The 22,261-nt window shown below is 73.1% G+C and carries 25 protein-coding genes; 7 read left to right on the top strand and 18 right to left on the bottom strand.

Annotated elements, in window-relative coordinates:
- The 4 genes from DLJ59_RS27630 to DLJ59_RS27615 form a co-directional block, all read left to right on the top strand.
- The coding region (locus DLJ59_RS27630) for an FtsK/SpoIIIE domain-containing protein (protein ID WP_124775999.1) at positions 1-2,271 on the top strand (2,271 nt) is incomplete at its 5' end.
- Entirely contained in the window at positions 2,268-2,930 is a 663-nt protein-coding gene (locus DLJ59_RS27625) for a hypothetical protein (RefSeq protein WP_124775997.1), read from the top strand. The genes DLJ59_RS27630 and DLJ59_RS27625, both read left to right, overlap by 4 nt.
- 88 nt (positions 2,931-3,018) lie before the next feature.
- A complete protein-coding gene (locus DLJ59_RS27620) occupies positions 3,019-5,790 on the top strand; it encodes a CHAT domain-containing protein (RefSeq protein WP_124775995.1) in 2,772 nt (923 codons plus the stop codon).
- Positions 5,791-5,829: 39 nt separating this feature from the next.
- The gene (locus DLJ59_RS27615; RefSeq protein WP_124775993.1) at positions 5,830-6,396 is read left to right on the top strand and encodes a trypco2 family protein; all 567 of its coding nucleotides are present in this window, start codon (positions 5,830-5,832) and stop codon (positions 6,394-6,396) included.
- Here the strand turns inward: DLJ59_RS27615 and DLJ59_RS27610 are convergent.
- Together DLJ59_RS27610 and DLJ59_RS27605 are read right to left on the bottom strand one after the other, a co-directional pair.
- Complete coding sequence (locus DLJ59_RS27610; RefSeq protein WP_124775991.1) at positions 6,347-7,627, bottom strand: cupin domain-containing protein; 1,281 nt, start codon at positions 7,625-7,627, stop codon at positions 6,347-6,349. The two genes, DLJ59_RS27615 and DLJ59_RS27610, sit on opposite strands and share 50 nt — an antisense overlap.
- A gap of 9 nt (positions 7,628-7,636) precedes the next feature.
- Positions 7,637-7,942 (bottom strand): hypothetical protein, encoded by a 306-nt coding sequence (locus DLJ59_RS27605; protein ID WP_124775989.1) that lies wholly within the window; start codon positions 7,940-7,942, stop codon positions 7,637-7,639.
- 157 nt (positions 7,943-8,099) lie between these two features.
- Between DLJ59_RS27605 and DLJ59_RS27600 the strand changes: the two genes are divergently transcribed.
- Positions 8,100-8,873, top strand: a complete 774-nt coding sequence (locus tag DLJ59_RS27600) for a DUF72 domain-containing protein (protein WP_208648854.1) — start codon at positions 8,100-8,102, stop codon at positions 8,871-8,873.
- Positions 8,874-8,915: 42 nt separating this feature from the next.
- Here the strand turns inward: DLJ59_RS27600 and DLJ59_RS27595 are convergent, their stop codons facing one another.
- The 10 genes from DLJ59_RS27595 to DLJ59_RS27550 form a co-directional block, all read right to left on the bottom strand.
- The gene (locus DLJ59_RS27595; protein ID WP_124775985.1) at positions 8,916-9,344 is read right to left on the bottom strand and encodes a DUF2267 domain-containing protein; all 429 of its coding nucleotides are present in this window, start codon (positions 9,342-9,344) and stop codon (positions 8,916-8,918) included.
- The gene (locus tag DLJ59_RS27590; RefSeq protein WP_124775983.1) at positions 9,337-9,522 is read right to left on the bottom strand and encodes a hypothetical protein; all 186 of its coding nucleotides are present in this window, start codon (positions 9,520-9,522) and stop codon (positions 9,337-9,339) included. The genes DLJ59_RS27595 and DLJ59_RS27590 overlap by 8 nt, the downstream gene beginning before the upstream one ends.
- Before the next feature lie 111 nt (positions 9,523-9,633).
- Positions 9,634-10,506: a DUF72 domain-containing protein gene (locus tag DLJ59_RS27585; RefSeq protein ID WP_124775981.1), complete on the bottom strand. Its 873-nt coding sequence runs from the start codon at positions 10,504-10,506 to the stop codon at positions 9,634-9,636.
- Positions 10,507-10,554: 48 nt separating this feature from the next.
- A complete protein-coding gene (locus tag DLJ59_RS27580) occupies positions 10,555-10,953 on the bottom strand; it encodes a TraR/DksA family transcriptional regulator (protein ID WP_124775979.1) in 399 nt (132 codons plus the stop codon).
- Between the two features lie 163 nt (positions 10,954-11,116).
- Positions 11,117-11,776, bottom strand: a complete 660-nt coding sequence (locus DLJ59_RS27575; RefSeq protein WP_124775977.1) for a nucleoside/nucleotide kinase family protein — start codon at positions 11,774-11,776, stop codon at positions 11,117-11,119.
- Positions 11,777-11,819: 43 nt separating this feature from the next.
- Complete coding sequence (locus tag DLJ59_RS27570; protein ID WP_124775975.1) at positions 11,820-12,425, bottom strand: winged helix-turn-helix domain-containing protein; 606 nt, start codon at positions 12,423-12,425, stop codon at positions 11,820-11,822.
- A gap of 247 nt (positions 12,426-12,672) precedes the next feature.
- Positions 12,673-13,221, bottom strand: a complete 549-nt coding sequence (locus DLJ59_RS27565) for a winged helix-turn-helix domain-containing protein (protein ID WP_124775974.1) — start codon at positions 13,219-13,221, stop codon at positions 12,673-12,675.
- Between the two features lie 50 nt (positions 13,222-13,271).
- Positions 13,272-13,760, bottom strand: a complete 489-nt coding sequence (locus DLJ59_RS27560; RefSeq protein ID WP_124775973.1) for a rhodanese-like domain-containing protein — start codon at positions 13,758-13,760, stop codon at positions 13,272-13,274.
- A gap of 42 nt (positions 13,761-13,802) precedes the next feature.
- Complete coding sequence (locus DLJ59_RS27555) at positions 13,803-14,258, bottom strand: cysteine dioxygenase (RefSeq protein WP_124775971.1); 456 nt, start codon at positions 14,256-14,258, stop codon at positions 13,803-13,805.
- 112 nt (positions 14,259-14,370) lie between these two features.
- Entirely contained in the window at positions 14,371-14,748 is a 378-nt protein-coding gene (locus DLJ59_RS27550) for a signal peptidase I (protein WP_124775969.1), read from the bottom strand.
- Between the two features lie 109 nt (positions 14,749-14,857).
- Here DLJ59_RS27550 and DLJ59_RS27545 point away from each other — a divergent pair, with 109 nt between their 5' ends.
- A complete protein-coding gene (locus tag DLJ59_RS27545; RefSeq protein ID WP_425271466.1) occupies positions 14,858-15,205 on the top strand; it encodes an ankyrin repeat domain-containing protein in 348 nt (115 codons plus the stop codon).
- Positions 15,206-15,237: 32 nt separating this feature from the next.
- On the top strand, positions 15,238-16,188 hold the full coding sequence (locus DLJ59_RS27540) for a DUF3500 domain-containing protein (RefSeq protein ID WP_208648853.1): 951 nt from the start codon (positions 15,238-15,240) through the stop codon (positions 16,186-16,188).
- Positions 16,189-16,200: 12 nt separating this feature from the next.
- On the opposite strand, the gene DLJ59_RS27535 is transcribed toward DLJ59_RS27540, so the two are convergent.
- From DLJ59_RS27535 to DLJ59_RS27510, 6 genes are all read right to left on the bottom strand, one after another.
- Positions 16,201-16,959 carry a class I SAM-dependent methyltransferase gene (locus tag DLJ59_RS27535; RefSeq protein WP_124775965.1) on the bottom strand — a complete coding sequence of 253 codons (759 nt, stop codon included), beginning with the start codon at positions 16,957-16,959 and terminating at the stop codon, positions 16,201-16,203.
- Between the two features lie 75 nt (positions 16,960-17,034).
- Positions 17,035-17,229, bottom strand: coding sequence for a helix-hairpin-helix domain-containing protein (locus DLJ59_RS27530; RefSeq protein WP_124775963.1), 195 nt, complete (start codon positions 17,227-17,229; stop codon positions 17,035-17,037).
- A 237-nt stretch (positions 17,230-17,466) separates the two neighbouring features.
- Complete coding sequence (locus DLJ59_RS27525; RefSeq protein ID WP_124775961.1) at positions 17,467-17,952, bottom strand: DUF2231 domain-containing protein; 486 nt, start codon at positions 17,950-17,952, stop codon at positions 17,467-17,469.
- Positions 17,953-18,196: 244 nt separating this feature from the next.
- The gene (locus DLJ59_RS27520) at positions 18,197-18,937 is read right to left on the bottom strand and encodes a GAF and ANTAR domain-containing protein (protein ID WP_124775959.1); all 741 of its coding nucleotides are present in this window, start codon (positions 18,935-18,937) and stop codon (positions 18,197-18,199) included.
- Between the two features lie 181 nt (positions 18,938-19,118).
- Complete coding sequence (secA2, locus tag DLJ59_RS27515; RefSeq protein ID WP_124775957.1) at positions 19,119-21,410, bottom strand: accessory Sec system translocase SecA2; 2,292 nt, start codon at positions 21,408-21,410, stop codon at positions 19,119-19,121.
- Positions 21,411-21,485: 75 nt separating this feature from the next.
- Positions 21,486-22,261: ABC transporter ATP-binding protein (locus tag DLJ59_RS27510; RefSeq protein WP_148096971.1), on the bottom strand; the 776-nt coding region annotated here is incomplete at its 5' end.

The raw sequence follows: 22,261 nt of genomic DNA, 5'->3' as shown, positions 1-22,261 counted from the left end.
GGGCACGTCCACCTCTCCGGGGACGACCGCGCCGGCTGCGACGCGGTGGTGGCCGCGTTGCTGCTGCGGGCCGTCGGCCGCGCCGACCCCGGGGCGGTACGACTGATCGGTTACGACCCGGACCAGCTCGGTGGTGGGTTGGCCGGGTTCGCACCGCTGGGCACGGCGGGGCTGCTCACCTTCGTGGGGCCGGGCGGGCTGGGCCCGCTGCTGGACGACCTGGTGGAGCAGATCCGCCGGATCAACGAGACGGTCCTCGCCGGCGAGTACGCGTCGCTGCGCGAACTGGCGGCGGCGACCGGCCGCCGACCCGAACCGTGGCGGGTGGCGGTGCTGCTCGGTGGGGAGGAGCTGAACCGGCACGAGCGCGGGCAACTGGATCGGGTGGTGCGGGCGGGCGCGGCCTGCGGCGTACACCTGGTGGTGCACGGTGCGGTGTTGCCGGAGGATCCGACGGTGACCCGGGTGGCGGCCGGGGTGTCCGGCGCGCGGATCGGCGGTTCGGCCGGGCTGCCGGTCCGGCTGGATCCACCGCCACCGGCGGCGCTGGTCACCGAGACCTGCCGGGACGTCGCGGCCCGGGTGAACGCGGGCCCGCCGCCGGCCCCCTTCACCGACCTGCTGCCCCCGCCGGAGCTGATGTGGCGGGAGGACTCCGCCGACGGGCTGACCGCGCCGATCGGTGAGGGTCCGCACGGCCGGCCGGTGCGGGTGACGCTGGGCGACTATCCGCCGCACGCGCTGATCGGCGGGCCGTCCGGCACCGGCAAGACCAACCTGATCTTCGCGTGGATCGGCGCCCTCGCGGCCCGCTACTCCCCCGCCGAGCTGGAGTTCTACCTGCTGGATTTCAAGGAGGGGGTCTCCTTCGCGCGGTTCGCGCAGGGCCGGCGCGACCCGAGCTGGTTGCCGCACATGCGCCTGGTCGGCATCAACGTCAACACCGACCGGGAGTTCGGGCTGGCGTTGCTGCGCTTCCTCGCCGAGGAGTTGCGTCGACGCGCCGACGCGGCCAAGAAGCACGAGGTGACCAAGCTGGCCGAGCTGCGGGCGGTCGACCCGACCGGGCACTGGCCCCGCATCGTGGCGGTGGTGGACGAGTTCCAGATGTTGCTGGCCGGCCGGGACGTGGTCGCCCGGGAGGCTGCCGACCTGCTGGAGGACCTGGCCCGGCGCGGCCGGTCCCAGGGCATCCATCTGGTCCTCGCCTCGCAGGACGTGCGGGGCATCGAGGCGCTGTGGGGCCGGCCCGCGCTGGTCGCCCAGTTCACCCTGCGCATCGCCCTGCCCAAGGCGTTGCGCATCCTCGCCGAGCGCAACGACGCGGCGCAGTCCCTGCCGCGTTGGCACGCTGTGGTCAACGCCGAGTCGGGCATGGTGGAGGGCAACGAGGTCGCCCGCATCCCGTCGGCCAGCGACTGGGAGACCTGGAGCGGGTTGCAGCACCGGCTGTGGCTGATGCGCGCCCCCGACGCGGCGCCCGCCCGGCTCTTCGACGGCGACGCGATCCCCCGCCTGAGCGACGCCCCGGACTTCCGGGCGCTGGCCGTGCCGCCGGACGGGAGCGGGCCGCGTAACCCGGTGGCGCTGCTCGGCGAGATCATCGACGTGCAGTCCCGCTCGGCGGCGCTGCGGTTGCCGCGCGCCCCGGGCCGCAACCTCGCGGTGCTCGGCACCCGGGTCGACGAGGCCTGCGCGGTACTGGACGCGGCGGCCCGGTCGCTGGCCCGCCAGCACCCGCCCGGTACCGCCCGGTTCTCCATCGCCTGCCTCGATGCGGACGCCGACCCGGTGGCCCGCGCCCTGTACGACGACCTGGCCGACGACGCCGCCTGGTACGACGAGGAGACCGTCGGCGAGCTGATGGCCGAGACGGCCGACGGGCTCAGCGGCGGCCCGGGGAGCCCGCACTACCTGCTGCTGTTCGCTGTCGACGCGGCGGCGGGCGCGCTGGCCGTCCGGGCGGGTCGGCGGACCGGTCTGGAGCAGCTGCGCCGGGTCCTGCACGACGGGCCGGAGCGGCGCACGCACGTGCTGGCCTGGTGGCGGGGTGTCGCCCGGATGCGCGCCGACCTGGGTGGGCCGGCCGCACGCACGGACCAGATCGGCGCGTGGGTGGCCCTGGACGCGCACGGCGGGGAGCTGGGTTCCTCGCTCTACCCGGGCACCGGCGGCCCGGACTGGTATCCCCGCCCGTGGCGGGGACTCTTCTTCGACCGGGCGGTCCACCGCACCGGACAGGTGATCATCCCGTATGGACCGACACGATGAACGAACCGGTGACCAGCGAGACGTACGCGGCCCAGCTGCGGCGGTTGGCCGAGCTGACCGCGCGGGTGGCCGAGCAGCGCGCCGAGGCGCACACCTGGTACGAGCGGCAGTGCGAGGCCGCCGATCGGGCCGTCGCCGAGGCCGCCGAGCAACTCCGCGATGCCGAGGAGGAGCTCGTCGCGGCCCGCGAGCAGCAGGAACGCGTTGACGCCGAGGTGGCCCACCTGTGGGCGCAGGTGCGCTCCCGCCTCGGCGCGCGCCGACTCGGTGGCCCGCCCGCCCCGGCCTACGGCACCGGGGCCCCCGACCCCGTTCCGCTGCTCGCCAGGGCCCGTGACCTGCTCGACCGGGCCGGGCAGCCGGGCGAACTGCCGGGCTCGGTCAACCCGCTGCTGGCGCTCTGCGGGGTGGCCGGCGGTGTGCTGGCGTACGCGCTGGGGGCGGGTGCGCGGGCGTTGGGCGTCGGCTACGGCGGCGACCTCGCGGTCGGGCTGCCGGTGTTGGCGCTGGTGGTGACGCTGCTCGGGCCCCTGGTCGGCCTGGTGCCGGCCCGCGTGTTGGCCGACCGCCGGCACGCGGTGCTCGGCCCTCGGCCGATCAGCGTGGTGATCGGCGCCGGGGTGGTCACGACAGTGCTGCTAATCGTGCTCGCCCGCTGAGCGCGGGCCGACCATCCACGGTCCATTGTCGAATAGCCGACCACCGGCGCCCCGACTCTGGGTTGCAAGCTTCGATACCGTACGGGAAATGGCCAGTTTCTTCCTCAGTCTCCGCGCCGACAACAGCGACGCTGCGCGCCTGATTGCCGCCGCTCTGGCCTCGCGCTTCGGTCGCGGCAACGTCTTCCTCGGCAGGCCGATCACCACCGACGTCCCGCCCGAGGTTCGACGCCACCTGGTGAACTCGGCAGCGCTCGTCGTCATCATCGGTCGGTCCGCCGTGGCTGTCCCCGGCCATTCACCGTGGGAGATCGTGGCCGATGTCGATTGGGAGATCGAGGCCGCCCTGGAGCTGAGAATTCCGATCGTCGCGGTGTTGGTCGAGGGCACCGATCCGCTACCTGAGGCACCGTTACTCGTGCCGCGCCGGCCGCTCGGGCCGCTTCTTGACCGCGAGCGCCACCGCATCCACTCGTGGGCGGTCCAGGAGGATGTCCAGCGTCTTGTCGACGCGATGGTGGCGAGGTTCGGCGTGGAGACCGAGGCCGCCGCGCCCGCGATCTCACTGATCCTCGGCGAAGAGCCGGTGCGGCTGCTCATGCCTCGCCCGGCGCACCCTTCCACGGCGGTCGCCTACCTGACCCGCGGGGGCGACCTGGAGGTCGTTGACAGCGACCGGCGAACAGAGCGGTTCGCTACCCGCAGGTACGTGACCCGCTATGAGGTGGACGTCAGCGACCACGAAACCGTCCTCGACGTCCGGCTGCCGACGAGGGACGAGACGTACTACGTCGAGGCGTCCATCGAGGTCAGCTTCCGGGTCACGGACCCGGCGGAAGCCATCCGGGAGCGCACGTCGGACGTCCTGGCTACGGTCCGTGACGCCCTACTGGACGTCTGCCGGCCGATCAGCCGGGAGTTCACACTCGACGAGGTGGCGACCGCCGAAGCCGCGATCGACCGGCGGCTCGCGCGCCCCGTCCCCGCCCCCGGGGGCATCAGCCTGTACGCCAGGCGTGTGCGGCTGACGCTCGACGAGCGCGGCAGTGGGTATGTGCAGGAGAGGCGACTCGAACGAGAACGGGAGCGGCAACGAGAGCGGCGCCCGGATCAGAGAGGCGAGCGGGACCTGGATCAGGCCCGGGATCTGCCTACGACGGGTTGGATCCCGTATGCCGCAGAAATCGAGTCACTCCGGCGGCACGAGCAACGGCCGGGGCCCGCCACTCCGCCGGCGACCGGCACTCCGCCGGCGACCGGCACTCCGCCGGCGACCGGCACTCCGCCGGCGACCGGCGCAGAGCCGCAGACCGGCCCTCCCCCGTCGACCGGCGCAAAGCCGTCGACCGGCGCAAAGCCGTCGACCGGCGCAGAGCCGTCACCGTCGAAGCCGGCAGATGAGGCGTCATCGGCCTTCTCGGGCGCCGACAGGCAGCGGGAGCGGCTGCTGGTGGCGCGGGCGCCGAGCAGCGTCCCGACAGGACAGGACCTGACCCTGGATGTCCGACTCGTCAGCGACGGACGGTCGGTGCACCCGGACGCCGTGATCACGACGCTGGCCAACTTCTCCGTCGCGGACCACGGCACACGCGTGACGCTGACCGCCCACGCCCCTGCCGGCCTGCACGCAGAGGGTCCGCTTCAGCAAACTGTGCTGGTCAAGCCGGACGGGGATCCGCCACCGGTCCGGTTCGGCTTCGCGGCGCGTACTCCCGGTCTGCATCGTATCGACGTGACGGCCTGGGCCGGTGGCACGTTCCTCGGTGAGGTCTCCGTCGAGGTCTCCGTCGCCGCCCGTGGGCCGTTTCGCGACGGCTGGGCGAGGACGGCGCCGCTGGGTGTCGCGAGGGCGCGGCCGGGCGAGGTCACCATGGAGGTGCGGTTCGACGGCAGCCGGTACGCGTTCCAGCTACGCTCCGACGCCGCGCTGTTCGCCCCGGTCATCGAGTCGGTCACGAACGCCCCGAACGCCGCGGTGGAGAACGCGATCAGGGAGTTGCAGCAGCTCGCCGGAGGCGGATCAGGCTACGACGCGAGAATGACCCGCGAGGTGATCCGGTCGGCGGGCATCCAACTGTGGTCGGAGATGGTGCCGGCCGACGTGCGCGACCAGTTCTGGCAGGTCGGCCCCGACATGAGCGCCTTCACCATCGCCACCGATCACGACGTGGTGCCGTGGGAGTTGCTGTACCCGCTCAGCACCCAGCACGACTCCGGCTTCCTCGTCGAACAGGTCCCGGTGGTGCGCCGCACCTACGGACAGCAACGCAGCGCGAAGGTCAGCCTGGGAAACCCGCGCTTCGTGGTGCCGACGAGGGCCCCCACCGGGGCGTACGAGGAGGTCGCCGCGATCCGCGCGATCCTCGGTGCGGCCGATCGCGCGCCGATCACCAGCGCGGCCGACCTGCTCTCGCTGATCAACTCGGGGGTGCTGGGCGCAACCCACTTCGCCTGCCACAACACGTTCTCCCCGGACGGCTCCTACATCGACATGGACGGCGGGCGGTTCAAGCCGACCCTGCTCGCCGAGGCCAGCATCCGCAAAGTGCTGGCGGGCGCCGGCCCGCTGGTGTTCATCAACGCGTGCCGCAGTGCCGGGGTGGCGCCGACGTACACCCGGATGCTCGGTTGGGCGCAGCAGTTCATGTCGGCCGGGGCGGGCGCGTTCGTCGGCACGCTCTGGGCGGTGCGCTCGGACAGTTCCGCCCGTTTCGCGACCGCGTTCTATCGGTCCCTTGCCGAGGGTGCCACGCTCGGCGCCGCTGCCCTCGCCGCGCGAACCGACCAGCAGGACGATCCGCTGGACCCGACCTGGCTGGCCTACACCGTCTACGGCGACCCGTTCGCCACCGCAGCCTGACCGGTCGGCGATCATCTTGTGCAAAGGGAAGGGTGCGGCATGGACGTGACCGACGGCAGCGTACCGGTCGAGGATCTGGTGTCGGCGGTAAAGAACGCCGTGAAGCAGGCTGGCGTCTCGACGACCGACGAGGGTCGGGACCTGCGGGTCGCCTCGGTTCAGCTGATCCTGAGCGCGGTCGCCACCACGAAGCTCGGCGGCGGCCTGGATCTCCGGGTGCCGGTGATCGGCTGGAAGGTCAAGGTGGGCGGCAGCCGAGCCCACCAGAAGACCCACACCATCGACATCACGCTCGTCGCCGAGGATCTCCACGAGCGGCACGAGCTACGCCACAGCGCGGTCGAGGCGACCCTCGTGGACGCGATCGCCACGATCCGCGCGGTGGTCGCCGCCGGCGCCGGGGGCGACGACCCGCTGGTGCTGAAGGCCGGCGCGGTGGAACTCGTCTTCGGCGTCACCGGCCAGGGCAGCATCTCGTTCGGAGCGGAGGGTGAGCTGACCGACGAGGTCAGCAACACCCTCCGGATCGAGCTGATCGCCGCCGAGGGTCACCAGCTCAGGCCGGGACCAGGACCGCCTCGCGGAGCAGCCGGCGGGTCAGGGTGACCCGGTCGGCGTCGTCGGGCAGACCGGGCAGGTCACCGACCCGGGTGACAGCGCCGCTGAGCAGGACACGTGCCGCCGCCTCGCACTCCGCCGGCAGGGTGATCGTCCGGTCGAACAGCCGCAGCGCCACCTGGCCGTCCCCGTGCGGCACGAGCTGCCAACGCAGACCCGGCCGCACTGTGACCCGGGTGTCGGCGTCCAGAGTGGCCAGCGCGTCGGCCTGGGCGAGCGGCCGGATCGGTGCCGGGCGGGCGGCCGGCCAGGCACGCTGGCGCAGCCGCGCGGCGACCGCGCCCGGGTCGGCGCGCAGCAGCCAGTCCCGCAGCGCCTCCACGGTCTCGGTCAGCTCCGGCTCGATGGCGTCCGGGTCGGCGACGTCGGTGCCGAACGGCAGGCTGGCCCGCAGCCGCTGGTCCTCGGCGGCCAGCGCCAACAGCTCCTCGACCAGGGCGTACCGGGTGAGCGCGCGGATGCCCACGGTCAGGTGCAGCGAGCTGGCGTCCTGGGCCTGCGCGCTGTGCAGCCACCCCCGCGGCAGGTAGAGGGCGTCACCGGGGGCGAGCACCACGTCCAGCGCGGCCGGGCCCTGCGCGGTGGCGGCAACCTCGTCGGCGCGGCCGCCCCACTGCTGCTTCTCCAGCGGGTCGGGCAGCACCGGCGGGTGGATGCGCCAGTGCTTGCGGCCGTCGACCTGGAGCACGAACACGTCGTGGGTGTCGTAGTGGGTGGCGAAGCCCTGACTCCCGGCCGGCGTCAGGTAGGCGTTGATCTGCAACGGCTGGTTGAGCGCGAGGCCCAGGTCGCGGGCGAAGTCGACAAGCGGCGGCCAGATCCGGTGCAGACCCTGCAACACCAGGGTGGCCCCGGACGCGTACTGCTCCAGGACCCGCTCGTCGAGCACCTGGTCGCCGATCTCGGCGCCCGCGCCGCCGCCGCCGGTCCAGCGCGCAGCCGCGACCAACTGGCCGTCCTTGGCGACGCGCAGGAACGGGGTACGCAGACCGCGCCGACTCAGCAGCTCGTCGGCGTCGGCGGGGCTGAGCAGGTCGGTGAAGCCGGCCGGGTCGGGCAGGTCGGCGGCGCGCGACAGCAGCGGCGTGTGCCCCCAGTGTGCGGCGGCGAACTTGGCCGGTTCGACCGAGACGCAGCGGGCCAACGCGGCGGTGGCGTCGGCGGAGGACGAAACCGCCGGGCGGCCGTGGTGGCCGCCCGGCGGGTCGAGGTACGTCATGGCGTGCCGCTACCGGGCGCTGCCGTCAGCGCCACCGTCCTGCTGGCCCGGGGTGGCACCACCGTCGGCGGGACCCTCCGCTCCGCCGTCAGCGCCACCGTCCTGCTGACCCGGGGTGGCACCACCGTCGGCGGGACCCTCCGCGCCGCCATCGGCGCCACCGTCCTGCTGACCCGGGGTGGCACCACCGTCGGCGGGACCCTCCGCGCCGCCATCGGCGCCACCGTCGTGCTGACCGGGGGTCGCGCCACCGTCGGCCGGGCCCTCCACGCCGCCGCCGCCGGTGGTCTGCATGTCGTCATCGTTGAGTGCCATTGGTACTCCCTCGGGTGTGCCGCCCCGCCGTACGCCGGGGTCCGTCGTGCTGCGGGTGGTACCCCACGCGCGATCTTCTCTAACCCTCACCGTAGACGCCGAACCGGGGCGACACGGGCAGTTCGCGAGCGGCGGCACAGAGTGCCAGGATGGGGTGGTGATCGTGGTGGGCACGTCCGGCTGGCAGTACCGGGACTGGCGGGGTCGTTTCTACCCGCAGGGTCTGCCGCAACGGCTCTGGCTGGAGCACTTCGCCGCCGGGTTCGCCACCGTCGAGGTCAACAACGCCTTCTACCGGCTGCCCGAGCGGGACACGTTCGCCGCCTGGCGGGCGCGGACCCCGGCGGATTTCTGCGTGGCGGTGAAGATGAGCCGCTACCTCACCCACATCAAGCGGCTGCGCGACCCTGCGGAGCCGGTGGCCCGGTTCCTGGGCCGCGCTACCGCCCTCGGCGACCGGCTCGGCCCGGTGCTGCTGCAACTGCCACCGAACCTACGGGCGGACGTCGAGGCGCTGGACGCGACGCTGCGACTCTTCCCGGCGGAGGTGCGGGTCGCCGTCGAGCCCCGGCACCCCTCCTGGTGGACCGACGCCACCCGAGCCGTGCTGGAACGGCGTCGGGCCGCGCTGGTCTGGGCGGACCGGCTGGGACGCCCGGTCGCCCCCCGCTGGCGCACCACCGACTTCGGCTACCTGCGGCTGCACGAGGGGCGGGCGCGGCCGTGGCCCCGCTACGGTCGGGCCGCCCTGCGATCCTGGGTGGGCCGGCTGACCGACGCCTTCGGCCCGGACGAGCCGGCGTACGTCTATTTCAACAACGACCCGGGCGGCGCCGCGATCGTGGACGCCATCGCGTTCGCCGCGCTGGCCCGTCGGGCCGGGCACCCGGTGTCCCGGGTGCCCGCCGCCGCCGAGGCCGCCGACGACTGAGCCCGCCCGACGGTGGTCGGGCGGGCTCGCGGGGTCAGGCCGTCACGGCATCATCGTGGCGAGGTCCTTGGGCATGGTGTCCTTCACGTCCTGCCACTCGCCCTGGGTGACATGGCGGCGCAGCGTGTCCAGCACCACCTGCGTCACCCGCTCCGGGCCGCCCTCCGCGTCGTACGGGAAGCCCTGCCGGACCTCGTAGAGGAAGTCGTCACGGTTGAGCTTGATCGGCACGTCGGACGGCACCCAGCCGTCGAAGTAGATCCCCCGCACCAGCACCGGCAACTGCTGGGCGAACTCCACGCTCTCGTCCACCGGCAGCCGGTCGCGCAGCAGGTGCAGGACCGTGCGCAGCGCCGCGTACGACTGGTTGCGCCGTTCCTTCGGCCAGCCGTAGGCGTTCTCGATGTCCTTGAGAATGAGGTTCGTCTTGTCCAGCGAGGACTCGAACGCTGAGATCATCGCGTCAGCCATCGGTCGACCCCCGTTCCGTGGTGTCCCACCGTCTGTCGTCGGCGCGGCGCGGCGGCCCCACCGGCCCACGGCGGGCCCGCACCGGGCTGCCCTGCGGGGCGCGCCGAGCGTTGTCGGCCGCACCGACCACATGTAGGACGGCACCGCGCCGTCGATCCGTCACCAGTCGAACCGTCATCCCCGTCACCTCCGTGTCGTCTCCGGCGTCGGCCGTCAACACGCGGCCGTACCCACCGCGTCCACCCTCCCCACGGCGCGGGTGAGGTGGCACCACCCGAATCGGGTGAGGTCAGTCGACGTCGAGGAGACCGGCGAGGGTCTTCGCGTTGGTCTGCGCGTAGTCGCGGTAACAATTGTTCATGAGGACGTGGGTCTGCCCGGCCTGGTCGGCCAGTTCGCGCAGCTTCGGCGCCCAGTCGGCCAACTCCCGCTTGGAGTAGTGGTAGCCGAACTTCTCGTGGATGTCCTTGCTCGTCCACTTGTCGCTGTGCCCGTGGAACCGCATGACCGCGAGATCCGCGGTGGCGGCCAGCACCGGGGGCAGCGACGAGCGGTGGCCCTGCGGCATGTCCACACAGACGTACGGCAGTTTGTGTTCGCGCAGGAACGCCAGGGTCTCGTCGGCGTTATCGCCGTCGAACCAGGAGGCGTGCCGGAACTCGTACACCGGGCGCAGTGGCGCGCAGCGCTTCGCCACCTCCAGCAGGTACTGCTTGTTGGCCCGCTTGATGGTGAACCAGGGCGGGAACTGGAACAGCAACGCGCCCAGCTTGCCGGCCTCGACCAGCGGGTCCAGCGCGGACAGGAAGCGCGTCCACACCTCCTCGTACGACTGCGCGGGCAGGTCGTCGGGGTAGACGTTCTTCTTGTCGGTCTCGGGGCGCAGGTCCTTGTAGAGCGCGCTCACCCGGGTGGGGTGCCCGGTGAGCAGACTGAACGCCTTGATGTTGAAGGTGAAGCCGGCCGGGGTGCGCTCGGCCCACAGCCGAGCGGTCGCCTCAGCCGGCGGCGAGTAGTAGGTGGCGTCCACTTCGACCAGCGGGAACTGCCGGGCGTAGTAGGCCAACCGCTTCTCCGGGGTGTCCGCGGTCTGCGGATACCACCCCGAGTCCAGCAGTGTGCGGTCGGTCCAGGACGCGGTGCCCACCAGGATGTCACCCATTGTGCAAGTCCATCGCGTCGCGGACCGACCGGCAACCGCTGGTGTGCCTCAGGCCGCCCGCCGCTCGCGGGTCTGCTTGCACGTCACGCAGGTGGTGGCGGACGGGAAGATCTCCAACCGCTCCACCGGGATCGCCGCCGAGCAGCCCTCGCACCAACCGTAGGTGCCCTCCTCGAGCCGGCCGAGGGCGTGCTCGTACTGGGCGCGACGGTCGAGGATGGTGCGCAGCAGGGACTGGGCGGTGTCCCGCTCGGCCGTCTTGGTGCCGCTGTCGGCCTGGTCGTCGCCGGCGGTGTCGCCGACCTCCACCAGCCGCAGCACCTGGCTCTGCAGCACCGCCTGGTCGTACTCCCCGGTCAGCTCGTCGTAGCGCGCCTGGAGCGACTCCCGGATCTGCTCGATCTCCGTCTGGGACCGGGTGGTACCGACCGTGTCGTGGACGAGCATCGCTGCCTGCCTTTCTGGGCCTCTGCCTCAAGGTGAACCGGATGCCGGCGGCGCGGGGCCTCGGTCACGGTCGCGTTCGGTACGCGGGCGGTGACCCGCGCTCTGTGAGCCGGGCGAGTACCCGCCCGATCAGCCGCGCAAACCGACCGGATCCCGGTTGTTGTCAGCCGGGCGTGCCGGGCTCCACGAGCGCCGGTCGGCGGGGGTCGTCGGCGCGTACCACCACGTCGGCGAAGCTCGCCGGGACGACCTCCTCGGCGTACCTGTCGAAGGCCGGCAGCGCCCACTCCTGGGCCTTTTCGGTACGCCGGCGCAGCGCCGCCGGGGACAGCTCCAGGTGGACGGTCACGTCGAAGGGCAGGCCGCCGCCGAGCAGCAGGGGGCCGCTGACCAGGACGACGCCGCCGGGTGCCAGGTCGACGTAGCGGGCGCGGCTGGCCCGGTCGGCGTCGGCGTCCCAGAGCGACGGGAGCAGTCGGCCGCTGCCGCCCGGACCGGCCGGGTCCAGCACCTCGCGGCGCAGCCCGGCCTCATCGACCCAGGCCTCGTAGAAGGAGTCCGGGTTGGTGCGGCCCAACTCGAAGCGCAGCGACGCCGGGCGGAGGAAGTCGGTGGCGCGGACGTGCAGCACCGGGTGGCCCTGGGCGCGCAACGGGTCGACGAGCGCCGCGGCCAGTTCGTCGGCGCCGGCGGCGGGAGCGCCATCCACCGCCACCCGTAGCCGCGCGGGCCCGGCGGCGGTCGCGACGCGGGTGGCCGCGTCGGCCAGCCGACCGGTCAGCTCGGTGACGAGCAGGTCGGGCGAGATGGGGCGGATGCGCACCTGACCCATCCTGCCCCGCGCCGGGAGGCTCGGCGAACGCCGGTCAGCCGGTGCGGTCGATGGTGACCCGGGCGTCGTCGGCCAGCCGGTAGCCGACGCCGTAAACGGTGGTGACCAGCGGAACGTCCACGCCGACCTTGCCGCGCAGCCGACGCACGTGCACGTCGACGGTACGCACGCCGGCGTGCTCGTAGCCCCAGACGGCGTTGAGCAGTTGCAGCCGGGTGAACACCCGGCGCGGGTGCGCGACCAGGTGCAGCAGCAGGTCGAATTCCAGCCGGGTCAATGGCAGCGGCTCGTCGTCGCGCAGCACCGAGCGCGACGAGGCGAGGATGTGCAGGGCGGGAATGGTCGGGCTGATCGGGCGGGCCGCCGACCGGGTGGCGGGCGCCTGGTCGGGGCGGCGTTCGGCCGGGACCGAACCGATGATCACGCCTTCGCCCCGTTCCAGCATCTCCCGGGCGGCCTCGAGCAGCCGCCGTGCCGCCGGGGTCAGCGACTCCTCACAGGCCAGCGGGATGGACAACGTCACGGTGAGCACGGGCGCGGCGGTGTTCGCCGGGCGACGCTGCCCGCCGGGAGGTCGACCGGGCACCGCGGGCTGGGACGTATGCCATCCGGCGCGCGACGAGGCGGGGCTGACCGACATGGTCCTCCTTGGGCTGGTCCGGGTATCTCCCCACGGCCCGGGACGCCGCTTCATCGATGCTTCCCGGCGCCTGGGCGAGGGTCAAGAGGCGGCTGCGTTGCATGAATGTGACAATTGACGAACACATCGGAGCCAGATGCTCGCTCTGCGTACGAGGCCTGATGATTACAGCAGAGTCGTCGAGATGCCCCGATACGGGGGTCCCCGACCGGTTCACCAGGCCGGTCACGTGCCGCCGGACCAGCGCTCAGCCGCTGTGGTCCACGCTGATCGCGGCCTCGTCGGCCAGCCGGTAACCGACCCCGTAGACCGTGGTGATCACCTCCGAGCCGGCCAGCTTGGCGCGCAGCCGGCGAACGTGCACGTCCACCGTCCGGGCCACCGCGTGCTCGTAGCCCCAGACGCTGGAGAGCAGTTGCAGGCGCGTGAAGACCCGGCGCGGCCGCTCGGCCAGGAACAGCAGCAGCTCGTACTCGATGCGGGTCAGCGCGATGACGCGGTCGCCCCGGCGGACCGTCCGCGAGCCGGCCAGGATGCGGACATGGTCCGCGTCGACGGACGGCTCGGCGGCGGCGGTGCGCGGGGTCGGTCGCGGCCCCGGCGCGACGTCCTCCACGGCACGCGGTTGACCCTCCCCCGATTCGGCCAGTTCGCCGAGCAGCTGCACCAGCCGGGCCAGCCGAGGGCTCAGCGGCCCCGGGGTGAGGTCGAGGGTGATGGTCAGGGTCGGGCCGGTGCGCGGGCGGGCCGGCCGCGCCCCCGGGTGGCGGCGGGTGGGGATGGCGACGACGGACATGGTGCCTCCTGAGTGGCGGTACACCCGCCACGCCGGGTGTGGCGTGACGGTCAGCGGCGCGCCCAGCCGGCGTTGACCGGGGACGCGAGGGGTGCGGGGTGGTGCAGCGGGGTCGGGCCGAGGGCCGGCAGGCCGGCGATCCGCCAGGCCACGAACCCACCGACCACATCGGTGGCCCGGTGCAGGCCGACGTCCTGCAACGCGGCGGCGGCCAGCGAGGAGGTGTAGCCCTCCTGGCAGAGGACCACCACCGGCACGTCGTAGTCGACGGCCTGTGGCAGCCGGGCTGGGCAGCGCGGGTCGAAGCGCCACTCCAGCACGTTGCGCTCGACGATGAGCGAGCCCGGCACCACGCCGTGCGCGGCCCGCTGCGCGGCCGGGCGGATGTCGACCAGCAGCGCCCCGGCCCGGTACGCCAGGTGCGCCCGCTCCGGGTCCAGTCGGCGCAGCCGGGCCCGGGCGGCGGCCAGGATCTCGTCGATGCCCCGGGAGCCCGGCGGCGGCACGGGGGCGGGACAGTGCTCGGCGGTTATCGGCATTCTCGGTTCCTCTCGGTGACAGGGGATCTCGATGCGCCCGGACTACCAGGACCGGCCGGCCTCGGCGACCTCGGCGACCCGCAGCCGACCATCCAGGAGGTGGTAGCGGGTCATCCGCAGCAGCGCCGGCCGGTAGACGTGCACGCTGACCGCCGGCGCGGCACCCTGGTTGGTCACCCGGTGCACGTGCCGGGGGCCGAAGCGGCGGCCGACGCCGGCGCGCAGCAGTCGGGGGCAGAGTCGGCCGGCGCTGACCGTCTCCTCGGTGAGCACGCCGCTGACCACCCGGAACGCTCCGGAGGAGCCGCCGTGGTCGTGCAGGTCGGTGCCCTGCCCCGGCAGCCAACTCAGCGCCCACACCTCGTGCTCGTCGGTGCCGGCGAGGCGGGCGTACCAACGCTCGCCGGGGTCGAACCGCAGCACGACCGGCCAGCCGGCCGGGTCGGCCCATCGGGCGGCAACGGTGAGCAGGTCGGGCTCCGGACGGTGGCGCGTCATGGCGGTTCCTCGCGGGTCGTTCGGCGGGGTGCCCTCGTACTCTAGACGGCAAAGCCTATAGGTTTAGTAGGTAATTCCGCCTGCTGGGACGCGGGTCAGCCCGCCGGATCGATCAGCGCAGCACCGGCGGATCCACCCGGTAGCCCGGCAGCGAGGGCCACCGCACCGTCAACACCACCGACGCGCGCTCGGCGAACCAGGAATGGTCCACCCCACGAGCCCACACCACGTAGTCGCCCGGCGCGGCCAGCCGTACCGTCCGGTCCGGCAACTCCACCCGGAAACACCCCTCGACGAGTACGAGCAGAGTGGTGCGCACCTCGCCGGTCGCCCACCGCGACCGGGCCTGCCCCGACGGATGCACGCCCCACTTCACCTCGACGTCGGTGCTGTGCCGGATCTCCCCCGGCGGCGCGAAGTGCCCGAGCAACCAACCGGCGTTGGTGGCGCCGTCGACACCCGCGTTGCCCACGTACACCGTCTCACCCATCGGACCCCTCCCCCAGCGCGCCGGCCGAGCAACGTATCAGGACCGGTGCGGCTAACCTGAACCGGTGACCGAGGACCTCGATGCCGAGACGCTGGCGTTCGCGCACCGGATGTTCGACCTCGCCCGGGCCGGCTCCACCGACGAGCTGGCGGCACAACTCGACGCCGGCCTGCCGGTCAACCTCACCAACGACAAGGGCGACACGCTGCTCATCCTGGCCGCGTACCACGCCCACCCGGACACGGTGGCCGCGTTGCTCAGCCGCGGCGCCGACCACACCCGGGCCAACGACCGAGGTCAGACCGCACTGGCCGCGGCGGTCTTCCGCAGCAGCACCGAAGCGGTCCACGCGCTCCTCGCCGCGGGCGCCGACCCCGCGCACGGCAACCCGTCGGCCATCGAGACCGCGCACTTCTTCGACCTACCGGAGATGACGGAGCTGCTGCGCGTCGGCTGACACCGGCGCCGCCAGGCCGGTATACAGGGTCGGTGGAAGATCCTCTGCCGGAGCAGATGCGGGCCGCCGGCACCGCCCTGCTGACCGCGCTCGACCCCGCCGGCCGCGAGAGCGCCGTGCACTCGTTCGACGACGAGGCGGCCCGCCGCTGGCTGGAATACCGGCCCCGACCCAGACCGGGCGTCTGCCTCGCCGAGCTCGACGTCGCCGCCCGCAAGGCCGCGCACCGGCTGCTGGCCACCGCGCTCAGCTCCTCGGCGTACGCGCAGGCCATGGCGATCATCTCGCTGGAGGAGGTGCTGGACCGGGCCGAGGGCTGGCAGCGCGGGCGGCACAGCGCCGACTACTGGGTGGCGGTCTTCGGCGACCCGGCGCGCGACGACCGCTGGGCGTGGCGACTCGAAGGGCACCACCTGTCGGTGAACATGACAGTGGTGGACGGTCAGGTCTCCCCCGCGCCGATCTTCTTCGGCGCCAACCCGGCCGCGGTGCGCTACGCCGGCCGGCCGGTCTCCCGCCCACTCGGCGTCGAGGAGGACCTGGCCCGCGCCCTGCTCGACGCGCTGGGCCCGGCCGAGCGGGCCGCCGCCATCATCACCGACGAGGCGCCGGCCGACATCATCAGCGCCACCCGTGGGCGGGTCGACGCGCCGCTGGAGCCGCTCGGCGTACCGGCGCAGCGACTGGGACCGACCGGCCGCGCGCTGCTCGATCAGGTCGTGGCCCTCTACCTCGACCGGCTGCCGCCCGAGCTGGCCATCCGGGAGGCGGCCCGACTGGATGCCGGCCCGCTGCACTTCGCCTGGGCCGGCCCGACCCACCCCGGGCAGCGACACTACTACCGGGTGCAGGGCGACGACCTGCTCATCGAGTACGACAACACCAGCGCGGACGGCAACCACGCGCACACCGTGCTGCGCCGCCCGGCCAGCGACTTCGGCGCCGACGTCCTGGCAACCCACCACCAGGCCCACCCCCACTGACCCTGCGGCGGGTCAGGTGCGGACGGCCTCGATGAGGAAGCGTTGGGCGTGGGCGACGAAGGGGCCTTCGTCGGCGATGCGGCGGTCCAGGGCGCGAAGTGGCGCGCGGTAGCGGTCGACCGTGAACCCGGGCACCGTCCAGATCACCTTGCGCAGGAACCAGACCACCGCGCCGATGTCGGAGAAGGTGGCGCGCAGGGTGGCCCGACGCAGGTCGACCACGCGCAGGCCAGCGGCTTCGGCGGCGAGGGCCGCCTGCTCGGGGTGCCGCTGGGCCGGCGGCGGCAACGGCCCGAGGATCGCCTCACTCAGCTCCCGCATGGTGCCGGCCCCGATCTGCTGCGACAGGAACGTCCCGCCCGACCGAAGCACCCGGGCCGTCTGAACCCAGTCGGTACGCACCGGATGCCGACTCACCACCAGGTCGAACGAGGCGTCGCGAAACGGCAGCGGCCCGTCCGGCGCGACCGCCACCACCGACGCGCCGACCCGACGCAGGGTCCGTCGGGCGACTTCCACGTTCGGCGGCCACGCCTCGGTCGCCGTCAGCAGCCTCGGTGGGCGCGGCACCTCAGCGAGCACCTCCCCGCCGCCGGTGTCCACGTCCAGCGCCGCGTCGGCGTGCGCCATCCGGTCGGCGACGAGCTGGGCGTACCCCCAGGGTGGACGTTCCTCGGTGGCCCGGCCGGCCAGCCAGGCGAAGCCCCAACCACCGACGGGCGCGGCGGCGGCCTCCGCGATCAGATCCTCGGCGTCACGCTCGGCAGTCATGGCGGTCAGCTTCGCGATCGGTCACCCGGGCGGCAACCCATTTGCCGCGGACCGCCCCGGCGTCGGTGGTGGATCTCAGCCGAGGCCGAGCTTGTGCTCTTCGAGGGCGGCCTGAAGGATGGCGAGGGCCTTCGGGCCCATGCCGTGCAGCTTGGCCAGGTCCGCCCGAGGGACGCCCACGAGCTCACGCAGCGCGGTGTAGCCGGCACCGTGCAGGGCCCGGATGGCGGGCGCACCGATCTTCGGGAGAGTGTCCAGCGAGGAGGTCATCCGCGGATGGTAGGCCAACCAGCCGCCCGAAGGCCGACCCCGCGCAGGAGGCCAGCCGGCCGGCCGGCAGCACCACCCTCCGCACCTGCCGCGAGGTCGTTTTGCTGGTTGAGCGGCATACCCCAGAGGGATGAGTATGACTCTGCGGCATACCGCTCAATGCCGCATCCACCCGACCGCGCAGGCCCAACAGGCCCGGCTCCGCCACGCCCAGCGGGGCCTGGCTGGCGGCTCGGGTCAGGGGCGGGCGATCTCGCCGGTGGAGCCGGCGAGCGCGTCCAGGCCACCGACCTCGGTGCGGCCGGTGTCGAACTGACGCATCAGCCGGGCGCCCAGGTGCACGCCGACCCCGCCGACGGCCAGCGCGACCAGCTCGGTGACCAGGATCGCGACCGACGCGCCCCGTTGCGGGGAGTGTGACCGGACCAGGCAGGTGAGCAGGAACATGGCGGCCATCACCGCGTTCACCAGGTTGAAGGCGACGGCGGTACGGCGGGTACGGTCACCCGGCACGTCCCACAGGTCGACCATGCCGGCCACGGCGGTCAGCGCGGCGGCGACGAGAGCGGCAATGCCCGTCCAGTAGCCGACCTCGCCGAGGAACGCGGGCCCGCCGACGACGTCGATGAGGTCGAAGACGGCGGCGCTGACGAAAAGCCCGAGCGGGAACGTCACCAGCATCGGTTGGATTGGGTGCCCCTGCACCCGCAGCCGGCTCTGCATCGGTCCTCCCCCTGGTCGGCGCAGCTCACCTGCCAGAGTGCTACCCGGGGTGGGTCGAAGCGAAACGATGCCGCCCGACTCGCCGCTGACCGGACGAACGGACACCATTCGCCCTGATCAACTCGGCTTTCAGGAAAGCGCGCCATCCCACCGGCCCAGATACCCCGCCTTCAGGAAACGCGAGTCGATCACCACAGGGCGACCCCGCGGACACAGGGCCCGCACGCACGCAGGGCGCGGATGGTCAGGTGTCGCGTGAGCGGGAGACCGTACGGACCAGTCGCTCGGCCACCTCGCGCAGCGGGATGTCCAGCGACGACGCGGCGGCCCGCAGCACGTCGAGAGCCTCGGCCGGTGGGCACCCGCGCTGCGTCATGATCACGCCGACGGCCTGGCCGACCACTCCGTCCCGCAGGAGCGAGGCGTCCCGTTCGCCAGTGAGGGTGAGCTGCCGGCTGCGGTCGCGGACGGCGGCGAGCAGCAGACCGGCGTGTTCGGCGAGCAGCATCGCGGTCAACTGGTGTTGCGGGGTCAACAGGTCCGGCGCGGCGGCGTACAGGTTGATCGCGCCGATCACCTGGTCGTCGATGTCGACCGGGGCGGAGATCACCCCGCGTACGCCAAGGTCGCGGGCGCGCGCCGTCCAGGCCGGCCAGCGGGGCTCGCCGTCCAGGTCGGCGGCGAGGATCATCTCGCGGCGGCGGATCGCGCTCATCGCCGGTGAGTCCGGCCCGTGTCGCAGGTCGTCCAGCCCGGCCAGCCCCTCGTCGGAGGCGGCCACCCCGGCCGGCTCGCCGGCCCGCAGCGCGGTGAACCCGCACCAGCGCACCCCGGCGACGGCGTCCCGGGTGACCCGGACCAGCGCCAGCAGCGCCTCATCAAAGTCGGTCAGGGCGATCAGCCCGGCGGTCAGTTCCCGTAACAGCGCGGCCGCTTCCAGGACGCCGAGGGTCTGCACCACCGGTTCCCGCGTGTCGAGGTTCACCGGTTCGCAGCCTCCATGCCGTCCAGCGCCCGCCCGGCAACCATCGTCACCTGTGTCATCGTCTGCTCTCTCCCGACTCGACCGACCAGCCCTACTACCCTGGGAAAGCTGGGTCGAAACGGCGTAAATCGGGGCCCCTGCCGCGCCCGGAGGCGCGACCGGGGCCCCAACGGTCGGTACGTCAGCGCGAGGTGCCGCTGAGCCGCCGCCCGATCGACGCGATCAGACGGTCGAGCTCGGACCCGAACGGGTTGTCGTGCACCAGGTACGTCCAGGTGGCGGTGGGCCGGACAAGGGTGCCGTCGTCGGGCTGCCAGTCCTCATCGAATTCGGTCTCGGTGAAGGTGGCGATGGTGCGGGCCTCGATCTCCGGGATCAGGTCGTTGAACGCCGGCACCGCGGCCCGGTGGAACTCGTCCAGCGGGTCGAGCCGGCCCAGGGCGCGCAGGTGCACGCCCTCGCGGACCTCCGACAACTCGGCCAGGTGCTCGGCCCAGAGCCGGTCCAGGTGGAAGAGCGCGATCGAGCGGGCCGCGCGGGCGAGCAGGTCCTCGTCCATCTCGCCGGCCTTCTCTGGCTCCTTCTCCAGCAGCATCACGGCGGCCACGTCACTGGTCAGCAACCGCTCGCGGCGCGCGGCGAGGGCCTTGCGCTGCTGCTCGATCACCACGCTGTAGCGCCAGGTGTTGCGGTGGATCTCGTGGTTGACGCCCTCGGCGACCCGCTGGGCGTGCTCCACCGCGTAGTCGACCTGCTCGTCGGTCACCAGGCCGTCGGCGTTCATCCGCGGCGAGGCCGGCACCGAGTCGGCGGCGTGCCGGACCACGAGGTCGTCCTCCAGGCTGACGAAGAAGACCGAGCCACCCGGGTCACCCTGCCGGCCGGCCCGACCGCGCAGCTGGTCGTCCACGCGGCGGCTGTCGTGCCGGCCGCTGCCGATCACGTAGAGCCCGCCCAGCTCGGCGACCCGTTCCTGGTCGGCCTGGTCGCTGCCACCGAGTCGGATGTCGACGCCCCGACCGGCCATCTGGGTGGAGACGGTCACCGCGCCGTACGCGCCGGCCTCGGCGATGATCGCCGCCTCTTCGTCGTCGTTCTTGGCGTTCAGCACCACGCAGGGCACCCCGGCGGCGTTCAGCCCGGCGGCCAGCCCCTCGGACTCCTTGACGTCGAGGGTGCCAACCAGCACCGGCCGCCCCTTGGCGTGCCAGCGCTGGATCTCGTCGATCAGCGCCTCGTCCTTCTCGGCCCGGGTGGCGTAGATGCGGTCCGGTTCGTCCTCGCGGATGCACGGGGTGTTCGGCGGGATCACCGCGACCTCAAGGCCGAAGAACTCCCGCAGCTGGTCGCCGACCAGCACCGCGGTGGCGGTCATCCCGCAGACCTTCGGGTAGAGCGCGATGTACGCCTGCATGGCGATGGTGCCGAGCACCTCGCCCTCGGCGGTGGCGTCCAGCCCCTCCTTGGCCTCGACCGCGGCCTGGAGGCCGTCCGGCCAGCGACGGCGCTGGGCCACCCGGCCGCGCATCTCGTCGACCAGCTCGACCGAGCCGTCCCGGACGATGTAATCCACGTCACGGTGCAGCAGGGCGTGCGCGTGCAGCGCCACGTTGACCGCGGAGAGCTGCGCGACGTGCTCCTCGTCGTACAGGTCGATGCCGAGCTTGGCCTCGATGGCGGCCAGGCCGGCGGAGGTGAACGCGACGCTGCGCCCGTCCTCGGCGACCGTGTAGTGCTTGCCCTTGCGCAGGCCACGGACCAGCGCGGCGGCGGCGTGCACCGGGTCCTGCTCGCCCGGCACCGCGCCGGCCAGGACCATCGGCACCCGGGCCTCGTCGATCATGATTGAGTCGGCCTCGTCGACGATGGCGGTGCTCAGCGCGGGCTGCACCCGGTCTTCCACGTCGGTGACCAACTGGTCGCGCAGGTAGTCGAAGCCCGCCTCGCTGACCGAGACGTAGGTGACGTCGCAGGCGTACGCGTCGCGCCGCTCCTGCGGGGTGGAAGCCTCGTTGACCCAACCGACGGTGAGGCCGAGCAGGGTGTAGACCGGCTCCATCCACTGGGCGTCACGGCGGGCCAGGTAGTCGTTGATGGTCAGCACGTGCACCGGGCCGTTGCCGAGCCGGACGTGCCCGTACGCGGCGACCGTGGCGGTCAGTGTCTTGCCCTCACCGGTTGCCATCTCGGCGACCTTGCCGGAGAGCAGCGACATCGCGCCGAGCAGCTGCACGTCGTACGGCCGCTGGTCGAGGCCACGGCGGGCGGCCTCGCGGCCGACGGCGCAGATCTCCTCGTAATCGGCGGCGGCGCCCGCGGCCTGGGTCAGCTCGGCGTCGTCGAGCGCGGCGAGCTCAGCCTCGCGCGCCTCGATGGCGGGGAGCAGTTTCTCCAGCGGAGCAAGATCCACGGTCGAGCCGGGGCGCTGGAGGAACCGCCGGAACTTGCTCTTGAACCGTTGAGACACACCCATGAGCGGCAACGGTACGCGATTCCGGGCGGCGTGCGCGGCCCGGCCGCCCGGCAAGTCGGCCTTCCTGGGACGAAGTCAGCCGACCAGCAGCTGGTGGCTGGCGAGCTCCCGGTACAGCGGGTCGGTGGCGGTCAGTTCGGCGTGGGTGCCCACGGCCACCACCCGGCCGCCGTCCAGGACGACGATCTGGTCGGCGTCGACCACCGTCGCGAGCCGGTGCGCCACGATCAACAGCGTCCGGCGGACGGCCACCGCGTCGATGGCGCGGCGCAGCGCGACCTCGTTGCGGGAGTCGAGGTTGCTGGTGGGCTCGTCCAGCAGCAGCACCGGCGGGCCGGCGAGCAGCGCGCGGGCGATGGCCAGTCGCTGCCGCTCGCCCCCGGAGAGCAGGACGCCGCCCTCCCCCACCTGCACGTCGAGGCCCTGCGGGGTGCGCTGCGCGAGGTGCCCCAGGTTGACCTCGTCGAGGACCTCGCGCAGCCGGTCGTCGGTGGCGTCCGGGGAGGTGATCAGCAGGTTCTCCCGCAGCGTGCCGGCCAACACCGGGGCCTCCTGCTCGACGTAGCCGAGCCGGGCCCGCAGCGCGTCGCGGGGCAGGTCCCGCACGTCGTGACCGTCGATTCGGATCGCACCGGCGCTCACCTCGTAGAACCGCTCGACCAGGGCCAGCAGTGTGGACTTCCCGGCGCCGGAGGGGCCGACCAGGGCGGTCCGGGTGCCGGCGGGCACCGCGAAGCTGACCTCGTCCAGCACCGGCTCGCCACCCGGGTAGCCGAAGCTCACCCGGTCGAACTCGATCATCGGGGTCGGGCGGCGCGGGGGCGCGGCGGCGGGTGCCGGCCGGTCGTCCG

Origin of the sequence: Micromonospora inaquosa (assembly GCF_003857055.1) — a bacterium.
GTDB classification, from domain to species: domain Bacteria; phylum Actinomycetota; class Actinomycetes; order Mycobacteriales; family Micromonosporaceae; genus Micromonospora; species Micromonospora inaquosa.
The sequence above is the reverse complement of the archived record's forward strand: the minus strand, read 5'-3'. Positions and strand labels throughout refer to the sequence as shown.